Origin of the sequence: Elioraea tepida, from assembly GCF_019203965.1 — a bacterium.
Lineage (GTDB): Bacteria > Pseudomonadota > Alphaproteobacteria > Acetobacterales > Acetobacteraceae > Elioraea_A > Elioraea_A tepida.
In genome coordinates this window covers 3,142,156-3,157,315 of sequence record NZ_CP076448.1, presented here as the reverse complement: position 1 = coordinate 3,157,315, position 15,160 = coordinate 3,142,156, and the positions used below count along the sequence as shown (strand labels likewise).

The 15,160-nt window shown below is 70.4% G+C and carries 17 protein-coding genes; 11 read left to right on the top strand and 6 right to left on the bottom strand.

Annotation, left to right across the window (positions count from 1 at the left end; translation table 11 throughout):
- Nucleotides 1-13: 13 nt before the first annotated feature.
- The 3 genes from KO353_RS15170 to KO353_RS15160 all read left to right on the top strand — a co-directional run bounded on the left by KO353_RS15170 (nucleotide 14) and on the right by KO353_RS15160 (nucleotide 2,597).
- Nucleotides 14-634, top strand: a complete 621-nt coding sequence (locus KO353_RS15170; protein ID WP_218285614.1) for an HAD family hydrolase — start codon at nucleotides 14-16, stop codon at nucleotides 632-634.
- Between the two features lie 36 nt (nucleotides 635-670).
- A complete protein-coding gene (locus tag KO353_RS15165; protein ID WP_218285613.1) occupies nucleotides 671-1,192 on the top strand; it encodes a TIGR00645 family protein in 522 nt (173 codons plus the stop codon).
- 151 nt (nucleotides 1,193-1,343) lie between these two features.
- Nucleotides 1,344-2,597, top strand: a complete 1,254-nt coding sequence (locus KO353_RS15160; RefSeq protein ID WP_218285612.1) for an MgtC/SapB family protein — start codon at nucleotides 1,344-1,346, stop codon at nucleotides 2,595-2,597.
- Between the two features lie 4 nt (nucleotides 2,598-2,601).
- Here the strand turns inward: KO353_RS15160 and KO353_RS15155 are convergent, their stop codons facing one another.
- Genes KO353_RS15155 through KO353_RS15145 form a run of 3 tightly spaced genes read right to left on the bottom strand, consistent with a single transcriptional unit; the run spans nucleotide 2,602 to nucleotide 5,196 of the window.
- On the bottom strand, nucleotides 2,602-3,552 hold the full coding sequence (locus tag KO353_RS15155) for a metal ABC transporter solute-binding protein, Zn/Mn family (protein WP_218285611.1): 951 nt from the start codon (nucleotides 3,550-3,552) through the stop codon (nucleotides 2,602-2,604).
- A gap of 11 nt (nucleotides 3,553-3,563) precedes the next feature.
- Nucleotides 3,564-4,388 (bottom strand): metal ABC transporter permease, encoded by an 825-nt coding sequence (locus KO353_RS15150; protein WP_218287422.1) that lies wholly within the window; start codon nucleotides 4,386-4,388, stop codon nucleotides 3,564-3,566.
- A gap of 58 nt (nucleotides 4,389-4,446) precedes the next feature.
- A complete protein-coding gene (locus tag KO353_RS15145) occupies nucleotides 4,447-5,196 on the bottom strand; it encodes a metal ABC transporter ATP-binding protein (RefSeq protein WP_218285610.1) in 750 nt (249 codons plus the stop codon).
- Nucleotides 5,197-5,405: 209 nt separating this feature from the next.
- On the opposite strand from KO353_RS15145, the gene KO353_RS15140 reads away from it, so the two are divergent.
- A complete protein-coding gene (locus tag KO353_RS15140) occupies nucleotides 5,406-6,710 on the top strand; it encodes a DUF445 domain-containing protein (protein WP_218285609.1) in 1,305 nt (434 codons plus the stop codon).
- 35 nt (nucleotides 6,711-6,745) lie between these two features.
- On the top strand, nucleotides 6,746-7,762 hold the full coding sequence (locus tag KO353_RS15135; protein ID WP_218285608.1) for an LLM class flavin-dependent oxidoreductase: 1,017 nt from the start codon (nucleotides 6,746-6,748) through the stop codon (nucleotides 7,760-7,762).
- A 71-nt stretch (nucleotides 7,763-7,833) separates the two neighbouring features.
- On the opposite strand, the gene KO353_RS15130 is transcribed toward KO353_RS15135, so the two are convergent.
- Nucleotides 7,834-8,292 carry a host attachment protein gene (locus KO353_RS15130; RefSeq protein ID WP_218285607.1) on the bottom strand — a complete coding sequence of 153 codons (459 nt, stop codon included), beginning with the start codon at nucleotides 8,290-8,292 and terminating at the stop codon, nucleotides 7,834-7,836.
- A gap of 87 nt (nucleotides 8,293-8,379) precedes the next feature.
- Nucleotides 8,380-8,661, bottom strand: a complete 282-nt coding sequence (locus tag KO353_RS15125) for a hypothetical protein (RefSeq protein WP_218285606.1) — start codon at nucleotides 8,659-8,661, stop codon at nucleotides 8,380-8,382.
- A gap of 176 nt (nucleotides 8,662-8,837) precedes the next feature.
- Here KO353_RS15125 and KO353_RS15120 point away from each other — a divergent pair, with 176 nt between their 5' ends.
- Nucleotides 8,838-9,344, top strand: a complete 507-nt coding sequence (locus KO353_RS15120) for a flavin reductase family protein (protein WP_218285605.1) — start codon at nucleotides 8,838-8,840, stop codon at nucleotides 9,342-9,344.
- Entirely contained in the window at nucleotides 9,341-9,814 is a 474-nt protein-coding gene (locus KO353_RS15115; RefSeq protein WP_218285604.1) for a DUF3429 domain-containing protein, read from the top strand. The genes KO353_RS15120 and KO353_RS15115 overlap by 4 nt, the downstream gene beginning before the upstream one ends.
- Nucleotides 9,815-9,871: 57 nt before the next feature.
- Here the strand turns inward: KO353_RS15115 and fusA are convergent, their stop codons facing one another.
- Nucleotides 9,872-11,950, bottom strand: a complete 2,079-nt coding sequence (fusA, locus tag KO353_RS15110; RefSeq protein ID WP_218285603.1) for an elongation factor G — start codon at nucleotides 11,948-11,950, stop codon at nucleotides 9,872-9,874.
- A 497-nt stretch (nucleotides 11,951-12,447) separates the two neighbouring features.
- On the opposite strand from fusA, the gene KO353_RS15105 reads away from it, so the two are divergent.
- The 4 genes from KO353_RS15105 to KO353_RS15090 are packed head-to-tail and all read left to right on the top strand — an operon-like array spanning nucleotide 12,448 to nucleotide 15,155.
- Nucleotides 12,448-12,702 carry a hypothetical protein gene (locus KO353_RS15105; RefSeq protein ID WP_218285602.1) on the top strand — a complete coding sequence of 85 codons (255 nt, stop codon included), beginning with the start codon at nucleotides 12,448-12,450 and terminating at the stop codon, nucleotides 12,700-12,702.
- 39 nt (nucleotides 12,703-12,741) lie between these two features.
- Nucleotides 12,742-13,374 carry a hypothetical protein gene (locus KO353_RS15100; protein ID WP_218285601.1) on the top strand — a complete coding sequence of 211 codons (633 nt, stop codon included), beginning with the start codon at nucleotides 12,742-12,744 and terminating at the stop codon, nucleotides 13,372-13,374.
- Nucleotides 13,375-13,403: 29 nt separating this feature from the next.
- A complete protein-coding gene (locus KO353_RS15095; RefSeq protein WP_218285600.1) occupies nucleotides 13,404-13,796 on the top strand; it encodes a hypothetical protein in 393 nt (130 codons plus the stop codon).
- A gap of 33 nt (nucleotides 13,797-13,829) precedes the next feature.
- Nucleotides 13,830-15,155 carry a PASTA domain-containing protein gene (locus KO353_RS15090; protein ID WP_218285599.1) on the top strand — a complete coding sequence of 442 codons (1,326 nt, stop codon included), beginning with the start codon at nucleotides 13,830-13,832 and terminating at the stop codon, nucleotides 15,153-15,155.
- Nucleotides 15,156-15,160: the final 5 nt, after the last annotated feature.

The window sequence follows — 15,160 nt, the reverse complement described above, 5'->3', positions numbered from 1 at the left end:
TGAGGAGCCCCGAATGAGACGCGCCATCGACGCCGTGATCTTCGATCTCGGCGGCGTGCTGATCGACTGGAACCCGCGCCACCTCTACCGCAAGCTGTTCGACGACGAGGCCGAGATGGAGCGGTTCCTCGCCGAGGTGTGCGCCCCCGCCTGGAACCTCGAGCAGGACCGCGGCCGCCCCTGGGCGGAGGCGATCGCCGAGCTCTCGGCCCGGCACCCCGACATGGCGGAGCTGATCGCCGCCTATCGCGGCCGCTGGCACGAGATGCTCGCAGGGTCCATCGCGGAGACGGTCGCCCTCCTCGAGCGCCTGCATGCGGCGGGCGTTCCGCTTTATGCCCTCACCAACTGGTCCGCCGAGACCTTCCCGATCGCCGAGGAGCGCTTCCCCTTCCTCGGCCTGTTCCGCGGCATCGTCGTCTCCGGGCGGATCGGCCTCGTGAAGCCTGAGGCGGCGATCTACGCGCACACGATCAGCCGGTTCGGGCTGACCCCCTCCCGCACCCTGTTCATCGACGACAGCGCACGGAACGTCGCCGGCGCGGCGGAGGCGGGTCTCGTTGCCGTCCACTACACCGGGCCAGAGGCGCTCGCGCGCGATCTCGCCGCCTTCGGCCTGCCCGTCGCCGCCTGAGAGCCCGGGCTTCGACGCCTGCCTTGGAGTGACGAGATGGAGACGTTGCAGAAGCTGATCGAGCGGACGATCCTCACAAGCCGCTACGTGCTCGTGCTGTTCTATGTCGGGCTTGCCGCGGCGCTCGTGATCTTCGCCGGCCAGTTCCTGATCAAGATCGCGTCTCTCGCGGCCAAGTTCCCGTTCGGGGACGAGAACGAGATCCTGCTTGCGATGCTGCAGCTGATCGACAAGGCGCTGGTCGCCGGCCTCGTCGTGATGGTGATGCTCTCTTCTTACGACAACTTCGTCGCCAAGCTCGACGGTGGGGCCGAGACGCAGAAGATCGCCTGGATCGGCAGGCTCGACCCCGGCAGCCTCAAGATCAAGGTGGCCTCGGCGATCGTCGCGATCAGCTCGATCCACCTCCTGCGGATTTTCATGAACGCCGCGAACTTCTCCAATGACGAGATCTACTGGAAGGTGGTGATCCATGTCGTGTTCATCTTCTCGGCGCTGTTCCTCGGCGTGCTCGACCGGATGACGGTGATCTGGCGCGACAAGGATGGGGGCAAGTAGCGCAGGGTCGGAAGCAGCCCCCTGCGCCACCTGTCCCCAGCCACGGCGACGGCACTCCGAACCGGAGCGGCGGAAGACCGCATTCCCGCTCTCGAGCCGCAACGGCTTTGTCGCCTGACGCCGAGTGCCCCACGGATGCTAGGCTGAGGGCATGGAAGGCGCCCCTTCGCCGCCCGTCGGCCTCGCGCTCGCGCTCGGACTCGGGTTCTTCCTCGGCCTCGCCTTCGAGGAACACTACGGCCAGGACAATGTGCGCCGGCCGGGCGGCATCCGCACCTTCCCCACATTCTCTCTGGCGGGAGCGGTGCTGTGGCTCGTCGAGCCGCGCCACGGCCTTGCCTTCCTCGTGCTCCTGCTCTTCGTCGCTGCTGCCGGCCTCGTCTACTGGCGCACGTGGCTCGCCGTCCAGGGCGGGGGGCAGCCGATGCTTCGCGGCGGGCTGATGGTGCCCGCCTGCGCCATCGTCGCCGCGGCGATCGGGCCGGCGTCGGTGTCCCTGCCGCCCTGGGTTCCGCTCGGCCTCACCATGGCGACGGTGCTTCTGATCCGGGCGAGAACCTCGCTGCATGCTCTTGCAGCGAAGGTGCCCGGGGAGGAGATCACCACCGCCGCGCGATTTGTGGTGCTTGCGGGGGTGATCCTCCCCGTCCTGCCGCGCGAGCCGATCGCCGCCTGGCTTCCGGTCACTCCCTTCGAGGTGTGGCTCGCGGTCGTCGCGATGTCGGGGATCTCCTGGGGCACCTATCTCCTGCAACGCTACGTCTCGGCGGGCCATGGCACGCTGATCGGCGCGATCCTGGGCGGGTTCTGGTCCTCGACGGCGGTGACGGTGGCGCTCGCGCGCGACCTGCGCGCGGCGGAGGCGCGCCAGCCAGGGACGGAAGCGGCGATCGTGGCCGCCACGGCGGTGATGTTCGTCCGTGTGCTGATGGTGGCGGCGGTGTTCAACGCCTCGCTCGCGCTCGACCTCCTGCCCTGGCTCGGGGGCTTCGCTGCGGCGACCGCAGCAGCGACGGGGGTGCTGCTTCTGAGCGGCCCCGGTTCGGCTGCGCGGCCTCCCGTGCCGTCCGGCAACCCGCTGCGCGTTCCGGCCGCGCTCGCCTTCGCGCTGCTCTTCATGGCGATCGCGGCGGCGATGACGCTCTTGGGCACCCGGTTCGGCACGGCGGGGCTCTACGCCCTCGCCGCGATCGTGGGCCTCGGTGATCTCGATGCCTTCACGATTGGGCTTGCGACCACGCCGCGGCCCGGCGCGGTGGGGGCGATCCTGCTCGCCTGCGCCGCCAACAACGTGGTCAAGGCAGGCTATGCGATCGCCTTCGGCGGCAGGCGCGGCGCGGTTCCCGGGGCGGTGCTCGCGGCGATCGCTGTCGCCGGGGTCGTGGTGGCGCTCGCGGTGCGCTGAGGCGTCAGCCCGCGAGCGCCTCGACGATCGCGCGCGTGTTGTGGCGTATCAGCGCGATGTAGGTCGGCGCGGGGCCGTCCGGCCGGCTGAGCGCGTCGGCGTAGAGCTTGCCGCCGATGCGCGCACCGCTTTCCGCCGCCACCTGCTCAAGAACGCGGGGGCTCGCTCCCGCCTCGATGAAGATCGCCCCGATGCGCTCGCGCCGGATCTGCTGCACGAGCCGCGCAATCTGTTGCGCCGAGGGTTCGGCGCTCGTGCTGATGCCCTGCGGGCTCAGGAAATCGATGCCGTAGCGGGCGCCATAGTAGGCGAAGGCATCGTGGCTCGTGACGACACGCCGGCGCGCGCGCGGGATCGCGGCGAACTGCGCCTCCACCCAAGCGTCGAGCTCCTGAAGCTGCGCCACATAACGCGCCGCGCCCGTCCGATAGGCCTCGGCCGCCTCCTGGTCCGCCGCCGCAAGGCCTTCGGCGATGTTCCGCACCATCGCCTGGGCGCGGCGCGGGTCCTGCCAGATATGCGGGTCGTGCTCGCCATGGCTGTGGCTGTGGCCGTGGCCGTGCCCGTGGCCGTGGCCGTGGCCGTGGCTGTGCCCGTGGTCCTTCGCCTTGAGCGTGGCGATGCCGCGGCTTGCGACGATCTCGCGGCCGCGGAAGCCGGAGGCGCGGATGAGCCGCGGCATCCAGCCCTCGAAGCCGAGACCGTTGATGACGACGAAGCGCGCGCGCGCGAGCTTCTGGGCGTCCGTCGGCGCCGGCTGAAAGCCGTGCGCGTCCATCTCCGGGCCGACGATGCTGTCCACCTCGAGGATCGACCCGCCGATCTCGCGCAGGAAATCGGCGAGGATCGAGAAGGAGGCGACGGCCAGGCGGGGGTCGAGCGCGCAGGCCGCCCGCGGAGCGGCAAGCGCTGCGGCGGCGAGGGTCGAGGCCAGAAGGGTTCTGCGTCGAAACATCCGATCCTCCATCATCCAGCGAGATGCGGCCGACTGATCCGCTGCCGCAGCAGCGATCCGCGCGGCCCGGCGAGAAGCCCCGCCACCCAGAGAGCCCCGGCCGCGAGCACGATCGCCGGCCCCGAAGGCACGTCCGCATGGAAGGAGACGACGAGGCCGAGAACGGAGGCGACCATCGCCATCATGACGGCCGCGACCACCTGCCCCCCCACTGTGGCCGACCAGAACCGCGCCCCAGTCGCAGGCAGCATCATCAGCCCGACCGCCATCAGCGTGCCGAGCGCATGGAAGGCGGCCACAAGGGTCAGCACCACGAGCGCGAGGAACATAAGGTGCCAGGCAACGCCGCCGCCGCCGGCGTGGCGGAGGAAGCCAGGGTCGAAGGTCTCGACCACGAGCGGGCGCCACATCAGAGCGAGCGAGACGAGCGTGAGGGTGGCGACCGAGGCGATGAAGAGGAGCGCCCCGTCATCGACCCCGAGCACCGCGCCGAACAACAGGTCCATCAGGTCGACGCCGGGGCTGCCCGCCGAGACGATCACGACGCCCAAGGCGAGCGCGACGAGATAGAAGCCCGCGAGGGAGGCATCCTCGCGCAGCCCCGTGCCCCGGGCGGCAAGCCCGGCGAGAAGCACGATCGCGAGGCCGGCGACGAGCCCGCCTGCGCTCATCGCCGCGAGAGACAACCCACCCAAAGTGGCGCCGAGCGCGACACCGGGCAGGATCGCATGCCCGAGCGCGTCGCCGATCAGCGAGAGGCGGCGCAGAACGAGGAACACCCCGAGCGGCGGCGCGGCGAGCGAAAGCGCGAGGCAGCCGACGAGCGCCCGACGCATGAAGGCGAACTCGATAAAAGGGGAGATCAGCGGCTCGAACAGCACGCCGCCTCCGCTTTCATGCGGCGCGGGCGCAGACGGCCGCACTCTCCGCCCAGGCCTCGGCCATCTGCCGCGCGCGCAGCGCGTTGCTTGCGGTCAGAACCTCCGGCGTGCTTCCCCAGGCGATCGCCTCGCGCGCGACCAGGAGCGTGTTGGGGAAATGCGCGCGCACCAGATCATGGTCGTGCAATACCGCGATCACCGTCCGCCCCTCGCCATGCCAGCGGGAGACGACGCCGAGCAGATCGGCCGTCGTCTTCGCATCGATCGCGGTGAAGGGCTCATCGAGCACCACCACCGGACAGTCCTCGAGCAGGATCCGCGCGAACAGGAGGCGCTGGAACTGCCCGGCCGAGACGGTCGCGATCGGGCGATCACCGAAACCGCCGAGCCCGACGGCCTCGAGCGCCTCCTCCGCCTCGCGCAGCAGGGTGGGGCCGATGCGCCGGAACAAGCCGACGCGTCGCCAATGCCCCATCAGCACCACATCGAGGCAGGATATCGGAAAGGAGCGGTCGAGCACCGCCTGCTGCGGCAGGTAGGCGATGTCGGAGGGCGCGAGCCCACCGCGGTCGATCCGGCCCTCGTCCACGCGCGCAGCCCCCGTGATGGCCTTCACGAGCGTGGTCTTGCCCGCACCGTTCGGGCCGACGATGGCGGTGAGGCTGCCCGGCCGGAACGTGCCGCTGACATGATGCACGGCCGGCTGACGGTCATAGGCGACCGTGACGTTCGCGAGCGTGATCGGCGACGGCGCGCATCTCATGCCATCGCCCAGGCGACGGCGAGCCAGAGGAGGCCCGACAGCAGGGCGGCGGCGGCGAGGCGCTCGGGCGCTCCGGCGGCGAGCGAGAGAGGAAGGGGGCGACGCATCCCTGTTATCCTATAACGTTCTCCCTTCGCTCCCGCAAGCTGCACGCCGCACGCCGCAGCCACGGTTCCCAGGGCCCGGCCGCTGCCCTAGGGTCCGTTCCCGTGACATCACCCGACGAGTCCTTCGACCCCCTGCGGGAGCAGGAGCGCGCCGCCGATCGCCGCACCTTGATCCGCTGGCGGGTCTATGCCGGGCTCGCCATGGCCGGCACCCTTGCCGCGACGATCGGCCTCTACGCCCTGCCCGACCCGCGGCCCTTCGCGATCGATCTCGCGCATGCGGCGGCGAAGGCAGGCTTCGTCGGCGCGGTGGCCGACTGGTTCGCTGTCAACGCCCTGTTCCGCCACCCCTTCGGCCGCTGGACGCGGATCGGAGGGCTCCTGCCGCGGCAGAAGCAGCGTCTTGCGGGCGGCATGGGCCGGTTCGTCGCGCGCCAGTTCTTCACCCCCGACAGCATCCGCCGCGCCGTCGAGGGGGTCGATGTCGGCGCGGCCGTCGGCCGGTTCCTGTCCGACCCGGAGGCGGCGCGGCGCACCGCGATCGCGCTTGCCCCGTTCGTGGCGAAGCTCCTCGAGGCGCTCGCCGACGGCCGCGCGCGCGAGGTGCTGCGACGCCTCCTTCCCCGTCTCGTCTCCGGCCCCGAGGCCGGCCCGGTCGTGGCACGCCTGCTGCGCGCCTTCCTCGACGGCGCCCACCACCAGGACGTGTTCTCCGAAGCGCTCGCGCGGCTGAAGGCGACGCTTGCGGCGAACGAGGAGAAGCTCAAGGCAGCGATCGAGGCGCGCGTCGCCGAACAGGGTGGGGCGATGGTACGCTGGGTCGCCGGCGCCTGGATCGCGCGCAAGGTGCTCGCCACCCTCAACGCCGAGCTTGCCAGAATCGAGCCGGGCGACAGCGACCTGCGCGCCGCCTTCGATGCCTGGATCAGCCACGAGATCGAGCGTCTCGAGAAGGAGCCGGAGCGCGCGGCGGAGCTCGGCGCGGCGCTCGGCCGCGCCCTCTCCCACCCCGCCGTGGCGCTGTGGGCCGAGGACGCGGTGCTGAGGCTTGCGCAGCTCGCGCGGTTCGACGCCGAGCGCGAGGACGGGCGGATCGTCACTGCACTTGCCGGCCTGCTCGGCAATCTGGGCCGAAGCCTCGCCGAGAGCGAGGCCTCGCGTGCCGGGCTGAACCGGCTGATCGAGGAGTCCATCGCGGCCATCGCGCCGGCGGCTCAGTCGCGAATCGAGGCGTTCGTTGCCGAGAAGGTCCGCTCCTGGTCAGACGAGGACCTGATCGAGCGGATCGAGCTCAAGGTGGGTCGCGAGCTCCAGCTCATCCGGCTGAACGGCACGCTGGTCGGCGCCGCCGTCGGCGCTCTGCTCTACGGGGCGCTCTCGCTCATCTTCGGGCGCGTTCCCGTGTAGGCTTGATCACCAAGGCTCCTGCCCCGCACCGCGCCATGATCCCGCTCGCCATCCTCGACCAGTCGTCGATCGCCGAGGGCCGCAGCCCGGCCGAGGCGATCCGCGAGACGATCGCTCTCGCCGAGGCGGCGGAGGCGATGGGCTATGGCCGGTACTGGCTCGCCGAGCATCACAACAGCGGCGCTCATGCCGGGGCGGCGCCCGAGATCGTGATGGCGGCGATCGCCGCGAGAACGAGCCGGATTCGAATCGGCTCGGCCGGCATCATGCTGCCGCACTACGCGCCGCTGAAGGTCGCCGAGGTGGCGCGCTGCCTCGAGGCGATCGCTCCCGGCAGGATCGATCTCGGCCTCGGCCGCGCGCCAGGCACGGACGGCAGGACGGCCTTCGCCCTGAACCCGAACGCCCGCGAGGAGGCGGAACGCTTCCCGCACAGGGTCGCGGAACTGATGGGCTTCCTCGGCGACGGCCTGCCCGCCGACCACCCCTGGGCACGCATCGTCGCGAACCCCAGAGGCCCGACGCGGCCCGAGGTCTGGATCCTTGGCTCGTCGCTCTACGGAGCGCAGGTGGCAGCGCATTTCGGCCTCGCCTACGCCTTCGCCCAGTTCATCACCGACGCCGGGGCAGCGGAGGCGATCGGACTCTATCGCGAGCGGTTTCGGCCCTCGGCCTGGTCCGCCGCCCCGCGCGCCGCCGTCGCGGTGTTCGCGCTCGCCGCAGCGACGCAGGACGAAGCCCGCTACCACGCCGCCTCGCGGCTGATCTGGCGCGTCTGGCGCGACCGGGGCCTCTACGCCCCCCTGCCGCGGCCGGAGCGCGCGGCGGCCGAGATCGCGGCGCTTCCGGCGGAGGAGCGCGCGGCGGTCGAGCGGCTCGAGGCCGAGTCCTTCATCGGCACGGGGCCGGACGTGCTCGCGCGTCTTGCCGCCTTCGCGCGCGCCTGCGGCGCCGACGAGGTGGCCGTGCTCACCCCCTGCCATGACCCGGCTGCACGGCGCGCCTCCTTCGCCGCTCTCGCCAAGGCGTCGCGTCTCGCGCGCGCTGCCTGAAGCTGTTCGAGGCAGGCGCCGAGAGCGGGAGCGACCGGGTCCGCTCGACGTGCCGGTCCCGGCCCGCTCCGTCAGGCGGGGGTGGCGATGATCTCGGCGAGACGCTCCTGAAGCGCGAGTCTCGGCAGGCGCGTCAGGTCCTTCGGCACCGTGCGTGTGATCGCCGCTGCGGATTTCTTCGGCAGCCGCGCCTCGATCATCCTGAGAAGCCGAGGCGGTGCGGCGAGGACGAGCCGCGTGCCCGGCTCCTCCTTGACGCTGCCGTCGAGCGCTGCGGCGAGGGCGTTGGCGAAGGCGACGAGCGCATGGCTGCGCGGCGTGCTGCGCGGCTCGATCGCGCTCCGGCGCGGGCCCACGCTCTCATGCGTGCGGCCCGGCCTTGCCTCGCCGAGCTTCCGGTTGGGCAACCGTGCATCGGGATTGGAGAAGGTGGCGACGGTCTCGAACGGCCGCGCGCCCCGGCCGCGGCGCAGAAGCTCACCGCGTGCGGCATCGGCCACGAGAACGAGCACCTCGGTCTTCTTCGGCATCGATCACGTCCTCCTCGCCCGCCAGTGTCGCGGCAGCGATCACGCGATCATTGATCTCACGCAAGGGCAAGAGGCAAGGGGGCGAGCCTACCGCCCGCCGCGCCAGGCGCGCCACCGGAGGCCGAGCCATGCCGCGCCGCCGGCGAGAAGTGCGGCGGGAATGGCGATCAGCGCGACCGTGGCGGCGAACATCACGAGCAGCGCCAGAAGCCCGAAGCCCGCCGCGATCGCCGCGACCATGATGATCGCGCGCAGGATCGGGGGAAGAGGCTTCAGCTCCCCGCCGCCGAACGACTGGCCCGGCCCGGCTCCGCTCCGCTCGGGCGGGATGATCTCGACCGGATGGGTCGTCGGGCGGTCCTCCTGCATGCATCGGAGATGTGACCTGACGCGTTGGTGTTCAACCGCGGCAGAGGGCCTCGCTGGTCCGCCACCCGCGGCGGGAGGTGGTCGCGCCCCGGTACTGCGCGGCCTCGGCGGCAGCGATCGCCCTGAGCGGCGTCGCGGGGTTGCGGCTCCCGGCGGGCGGGGCCATGTGCCGCCACATGGTGGTTTCCGCTTCCGCGTTCCGCGCCGCCCTCGGCGCCTTCGCCACGGGCGTGTGCGTGGTGGCGACGCGCGACCCTGCCGGTCGCCCGGCGGCGGTGACGGTCAACAGCTTCACCTCCGTCTCGCTCGACCCGCCGCTCGTGCTGTTCTGCCTCGACCGGCGCGGCAGCGCGCTGGCGCGGTTCGAGGCAGCTCCTGCGTGGTCCGTGCATGTGCTCGCCGATGGCCAGGAGGAGCTCGCGCGACGCTTCGCCCGACGCAGTCAGGAGGCGCTCCTGTCGGACCCCTGGGCGGGGCTGTCCTGGTCCGACGGCGAGGACGGTCTGCCCGTGTTTCCGGGCTGCCTCGCGCGGCTTTCCTGCCGGGCGGAGCGTGTCGCCGACGGCGGTGACCATTCGATCCTGATCGGCCGTGTCGCGGCGCTCGACTGGCGCGCCGAGGGGAGGCCGCTGCTCTACTTCCGCGGCCGCTTCGAAGCGGTGGCGGAGCGTGTCGCGGCATGAGCGCGGAGCCGAGGCCCGAGGTGCCGGGGGACCGCCTTCCCTCGCCCGCCCTCTGGCTCGGCTTGGCCGGGCTGATCCCATTCATCGCCTGTACCGCGCTTGTGCTCGGAGGCGGTCCGTTCGCCGGTCTCGCCGAGGACGCCCTCGCGGCCTACGGCGCGGTAATCCTCGCCTTTCTCGGCGCGGTGCACTGGGGGCTGGCGCTGGCAGAGGCTGAGGATGACGCCACCGCCCGCACCCGTCTCACCCTCGGCGTGCTGCCCGCGCTCGCAGGCTGGGCGGCGCTTCTGTCGCCGAACTGGATTGGGTTCGGCATTCTCGTCTTGGGCTTCGCCGCGACCTGGATGGCGGAGGAGACGGCCGCGCGCGCCGGCCGCCTCGGGTCACGCTATCTGTGGCTTCGCCGCGGCCTGACCCTCGGCGTTGTCGTGATGCTCTCGGCGGCCTGGGTCACGCTTCTCTTCGGCTGAAAACCAAAGGGGCGCGGACTCCTCCGCGCCCCCTTTTCACTGCGACGCCTGCCCGGCTCAGGCGGACTTGGCCATGATCTGCTCGGCGATGTTCCGCGGCACCGGGTCGTAGTGGTGGAACTGCATCGTGAACGAGGCCCGGCCCTTCGACATCGACCGCAGATCGGAGATGTAGCCGAACATCTCCGACAGCGGCACGTGCGCGCGGACGATCACCGAGGTGCCGACGACGTCCTGGCTCTGGATCATGCCGCGGCGACGGTTGAGGTCACCCACCACGTCGCCGACATGGTCGGGCGGAGTGGTCACCTCGACATCCATGATCGGCTCGAGGATCACCGGCCCAGCCTTCTTCATGCCCTCGCGGAAGCAGGCCTTGGCCGCGATCTCGAACGCCATCGCCGAGGAGTCGACGTCATGATACTTGCCGTCGACCAGCGTGAACTTGAAGTCGACGGTGGGGAAGCCGGCGAGCACGCCGGTCTCGGCCTGGACGCGGATGCCCTTCTCCACCGCCGGGATATACTCCTTCGGCACCGCCCCGCCGACAATCGCGTTCTCGAACACGATGCCGCTGTTCCGCTCGAGCGGCTCGAACACGATCGTCACCTCGGCGTACTGGCCCGAGCCGCCAGTCTGCTTCTTGTGGGTGTAGGTCTCGGTGTGGGTCTTAGTGATGGTCTCACGATAGGCCACCTGCGGGGCGCCGATGTTCGCCTCCACGCCGAACTCGCGCTTCAGCCGGTCGATGATGATCTCGAGATGCAGCTCGCCCATGCCGGAGAGGATGGTCTGGCCGGTCTCCTGGTCGGTCTTGAGCCGCAGCGACGGGTCCTCGGCCGCGAGCTTCTGCAGCCCGAGCGTCATCTTCTCGATGCTGTCCTTCGTCTTGGGCTCGACCGAGATGTCGATCACCGGCACGGGGAAGGCCATGCGCTCAAGCACCACCGGCTCGGACGGGTCGCAGAGCGTGTCGCCGGTCTGCGTGTCCTTGAGCCCGATAAAGGCAGCGATGTCGCCGGCATAGACCTCCTTGATCTCCTCGCGCTTATCGGCGTGCATCTGGAACATTCGCCCGATGCGCTCCTTGTGGCCCTTGGTGGTGTTCAGCACCTGGTCGCCTGAGCGGAGCATGCCGGAATAGACCCGCACGAAGGTAAGCGTGCCGTATTTGTCGTTGAGGATCTTGAAGGCGAGGCCAGTGAACTTGGCGTCGTCGGAGATCTCGATCTCGCGCCCCTCGCCCGCCTGGCCCTCCTCGACCACGGTGCGGATCCCAGGCACCTCGTTCGGGGCCGGGAGATAGTCGATCACCGCGTCAAGAAGCGGCTGCACGCCCTTGTTCTTGAACGCTGTTCCACAGAGGACCGGGCGGAACGCACCGCTGATCGTCCCCTTCTTCAGGCAGCGCTTGAGGGTCTCGACCGAGACGTCGCCTTTCTCGAAATACTCCTCCATCGCCGCGTCATCGACCGAGAGCGCTGTGTCGAGCAGCTTCTGGCGGTATTCCTTGGCCTGCTCGAGGAGGTGATCGGGGATCGGCGCGTCGCGGAAGCTCGCACCGAGCTCCGAGCCATCCCACACCACCGCCTTCATCTCGACGAGGTCGACCACACCGACGAACTGGTCCTCGGCGCCGATCGGCAACTGCAGCTCGAGCGGGGTGATGCCGAGCTTGTCGACGAGCGACTTCACCGCCTTGAAGAAGTCCGCCCCCGTCCGATCCATCTTGTTGATGAAGATGATGCGCGGGACGTTGTAACGGTCAGCCAGCCGCCAGTTCGTCTCGGACTGCGGCTGCACCCCGGCCACACCCTCGATGATGAAGATCGCCCCATCGAGCACGCGCAGCGAGCGGTTCACCTCGATGTTGAAATCGATGTGCCCGGGCGTGTCGATGATGTTGATCTGATGGCCCTTCCACTGGGTGGTGACGGCGGCAGAGGTGATGGTGATCCCCCGCTCCCGCTCCTGCTCCATGTAGTCGGTCGTGGTGTTGCCCTCGTGGACCTCGCCAATCTTGTGAGACCGGCCTGTGTAGTAGAGGATCCGTTCGGTCGTCGTCGTCTTGCCCGCGTCGATATGCGCGGTGATGCCGATATTGCGGATCTTCGAGAGCGGGACTGAACGCGGCACATCTGCCTCCGTAGCTGCCGACCGGCGCACGAGATGGGGCGCCGCTATGGAACAGGCGCGGCAGAAGCGGGTATGCCTCACCCGCCGGCTGCCGCGCCATGCGTTCCGGGACCTTTCCCTATCTGCCGCCATCGGCCCGGGATTGCAAGCCCACCCGCCGCAGCCCGGGCCCCTCACCGGAGGGCTCGCCGCCCGCCCCGTGACGGATCGGTGAAGCCCGCGTGCCCTCGGGTCACGGCGGCAGGAGGCGGCAACGCGACCCGAGCCCGACTCCGACAGGCCTGTTCGGCAACGCCGATGCCACTCGAAGAGGGCCCGGAAGACGCGGCAAAGCGTGGCAAGATGGGGCGACGCGCCTGCCGACCCTGCGCCATGGGATCCGCGAGGCGGCCGCTCACGGAACAATACGGTTCCGGACCACCGCAACACGCGACGGTTGACTTCACTCGATGCTTGCGCGTAGCGTTCCGCTGGCGTTCGCTCCGGGGGAGTGAAGGATGTCGAGTCAGCACTACCTCCTGGTTGCGCGTGATCTGCCCGCCCGTGCCCGCCTTGCGGCGCGGGTGAAGGCGGCCGGCGGGCTGGTTCTGCTTGTGCTTCCGAAGCCTGCGCTCGTCGTCGAGCTGAGCGATGACGCCAAGGACGAGATCGCCGCCCATCCGGACGTCACGCATTGCGGCGGCGTCCAGATCACGCCACGGCCGATCCGGCGGATCCGGGTGAGCGTCGACGGCACGCAGATGAACGCCTGACAACGACAGAGCCGACGACGGAGAGGAAGGAGACGGACGATGGCCAACCTTGCACGCGGCGTGGGGCAGGCCCTGCTCGACGTTCCGTTCCCCGAGATGATCGCGAAGCTCGGCCTCGGCATCGCCGAGGCGCAGATGGCGCTCGACCTCAACTCGATGCGCACCGCCCAGGCGCTTGCCAACACCACCATTCCGCCCGGGACGGTCGTCGTCGCCATCAAGGAGACGGTCAACGCCGACGGCAACGTCACCAACACCGAGGTGCTCTACAACGATCAGGAGATGCCGCTCCTCGTCTACGGCATCAACCCGACCTTCTATGCCTTCAGCGAGACCGTGATCGAGGTGAAGATGGCCATCACCATGGCCGTCGAGCGTGGCGCCTCGGTGAGTTTCGGGCAGAAGTTCTCGTACGAGAACACGACCAAGTTCAAGGGCAGCTTCGAATCGGGTGGGCTGCTCAAGCTGCTCGCGGGCTCGGCGAAGGCGTCGGTCGAGAACACCACCACCGTCGCCTACGCGGCGACGATGAACGCGACCTACACCTCGAAGTTCAACTACAAGGTGGAGGGCTCGAGCCTCTTGCGCACCACGCTGACGCCGGTGCCGCCGCCGCAGCGCATGGTGCCGAAGATCACCGTCCAGGAGCCGGCACCGGGCGGCGGCCCCTGATCCGGCCCGCACGCGGCTGAGGCACGGCGATGCCGCAGGAGGTCGACGAGGTTCTCGTCCGCCCGCTCGGCGAGGTGCTCGCGCGGCTCGGCGAGGGCGTGGCGCAGGCGCAGCAGGCGATGGACCTCAATTCCATTGCCACCCAGACGCTGATCGACAACGACCCGGTGCTGAGCGAATACGGGCTGCAGGCGACGTGGTATCACATGCCCGAGGTCACGCTCGAGCTAAAGATGTCGCTTGCGCTGAAGCGCGAGACCGTCACCGACCAGTCCGGCCGGCCGCGGATCAGCAAGCTGTCCGTGCTCGCCGCGCCCTACAATGCCAAGGTGCAGAACACGCTCGCGCTCGATGTGCAGGGAACGAGCACGGTGAAGGTGAGGATCGTCTCGATCCCGCCCCCGCCGCGCCCCGAGGGCTGAGGCGTCGGGCGGCTCAGGAGAGGATGCCGGCGCATGCCGGAGGACCAGAAGCTCGAGGAGCGCCTTGCACGGATCGAGCAGGCGCTTGAGGCCTTCGCCAAGCGGCTTGACGTGATCGAGCGCAGGCTCGGCGCCGCGGGCGATGCGCGCTCCGGCGAGACCGCACTGGAGGCCGCCCTGAAGCGACGCCTCGCCGAGCTCGAGGCGGAGCGGCTGACGCTGTCGCGGCGCGTCTCGGCGCTCGAGGCGGGGCGGCTGCAGGCCCGCCCGGAGCAGGTGAGCGAGGGGTTCCGCAAGGCCATCGTCGCGCTCCAGGCGGGGCTCGAGCCGCGCCCCGGTGACAAGGTCGCCTATGCTGTGAGCGAGATGCAGGTGGGGCTCAAGTCGCTTGTCGCGCTCGACGAGTCGGGCGGGCTGCGGCTCGTTCTGCCGTCACCGGAGGAGCGGTTCGACCCCGCCCAGCTCACCGAGATCCGGTTCACCCTGCGCGGCGCAAGCGAGCAGGCCGCCGCCCTCCCCGGGCTCGTTCCGGTTCCGAGCCTGCTCGGCCTCCCCCTCGCGGCGGCCGAAGCCGCGCTCGCGCGCGCGGGCCTCAAGCCGGGGCGTCGGAGCGAGCAGGAAAGCCGATACCCGCCCGGGACGGTGATCGGCCAGTCGCCTGATCCCCAAGACGAGGTCGCGCCCGATGTCGCGGTCGATCTCGTGGTCGCGATCCCCGTCCGCCCGACCGTTCCCGACCTGCGCGGCAAAACGCTCGATGAGGCGACGGCTCTGATCGAGGCAGCCGGGCTCACCCAGGGGCCGGTGAGCCGGCGCGAGACGCGCGAGGCCGAAGAGGGGCGCGTGCTCGCGCAGGATCCGCCGTCCGGCGTGCGCGTCGAGCCGGGGGCGCGCGTATCGCTCGTCGTCGCGGTCGCGCCGCCGCCCTCGGTCGCGGTACCCGACCTCGTGGGGCAGACCCGCGAGGAGGCGGAGCGCCTCTTGAAGGCGGCCGGGCTCGAGGTCGGCGAGGTCTCGCTGAAGCGGGCCGGCAGGCCAGGCCTCGTGCTCGCCCAGGTTCCGCGGCCGGGGACGGAGGTTCCGCCAGGCTCGGCCGTGTCGCTCGTTGTCTCCGCCGCGCTTCCGGTCGAGGAGCTGATCGAGCGTGCGGTGAAGCACGCGGCCGGGACGCGCTCAGGCATCAGTGGCAAGCTCCTGCGCGAGCGGCTGCGCGCCCTCAATCTCGCCGACCATGCCGCCTTCGCCGCGCTCGCCGAAGCGCCGCTCGAGACGCTGCAGAAGGCGATCGGAGCGCCGACCCCGCGCGGCCTCGCCGATGCCCAGGCCGCCCTGCGCAAGGCGCTCGAGGACGAGGGCTGAGCCGG

Bases quoted from the DNA above. Each gene is read 5' to 3' on its own strand.
- KO353_RS15160 (WP_218285612.1), top strand. From the start codon at position 1,344: ATGGAAGGCGCCCCTTCGCCGCCCGTCGGCCTCGCGCTCGCGCTCGGA.
- KO353_RS15095 (WP_218285600.1), top strand. From the start codon at position 13,404: ATGCCGCAGGAGGTCGACGAGGTTCTCGTCCGCCCGCTCGGCGAGGTG.
- KO353_RS15155 (WP_218285611.1), bottom strand. From the start codon at position 3,552: ATGTTTCGACGCAGAACCCTTCTGGCCTCGACCCTCGCCGCCGCAGCG.
- KO353_RS15135 (WP_218285608.1), top strand. From the start codon at position 6,746: ATGATCCCGCTCGCCATCCTCGACCAGTCGTCGATCGCCGAGGGCCGC.
- KO353_RS15145 (WP_218285610.1), bottom strand. From the start codon at position 5,196: ATGAGATGCGCGCCGTCGCCGATCACGCTCGCGAACGTCACGGTCGCC.
- KO353_RS15090 (WP_218285599.1), top strand. From the start codon at position 13,830: ATGCCGGAGGACCAGAAGCTCGAGGAGCGCCTTGCACGGATCGAGCAG.
- KO353_RS15125 (WP_218285606.1), bottom strand. From the start codon at position 8,661: ATGCAGGAGGACCGCCCGACGACCCATCCGGTCGAGATCATCCCGCCC.
- KO353_RS15115 (WP_218285604.1), top strand. From the start codon at position 9,341: ATGAGCGCGGAGCCGAGGCCCGAGGTGCCGGGGGACCGCCTTCCCTCG.
- KO353_RS15105 (WP_218285602.1), top strand. From the start codon at position 12,448: ATGTCGAGTCAGCACTACCTCCTGGTTGCGCGTGATCTGCCCGCCCGT.
- KO353_RS15100 (WP_218285601.1), top strand. From the start codon at position 12,742: ATGGCCAACCTTGCACGCGGCGTGGGGCAGGCCCTGCTCGACGTTCCG.
- KO353_RS15165 (WP_218285613.1), top strand. From the start codon at position 671: ATGGAGACGTTGCAGAAGCTGATCGAGCGGACGATCCTCACAAGCCGC.
- KO353_RS15170 (WP_218285614.1), top strand. From the start codon at position 14: ATGAGACGCGCCATCGACGCCGTGATCTTCGATCTCGGCGGCGTGCTG.
- KO353_RS15120 (WP_218285605.1), top strand. From the start codon at position 8,838: ATGGTGGTTTCCGCTTCCGCGTTCCGCGCCGCCCTCGGCGCCTTCGCC.
- KO353_RS15130 (WP_218285607.1), bottom strand. From the start codon at position 8,292: ATGCCGAAGAAGACCGAGGTGCTCGTTCTCGTGGCCGATGCCGCACGC.
- KO353_RS15150 (WP_218287422.1), bottom strand. From the start codon at position 4,388: ATGCGTCGGGCGCTCGTCGGCTGCCTCGCGCTTTCGCTCGCCGCGCCG.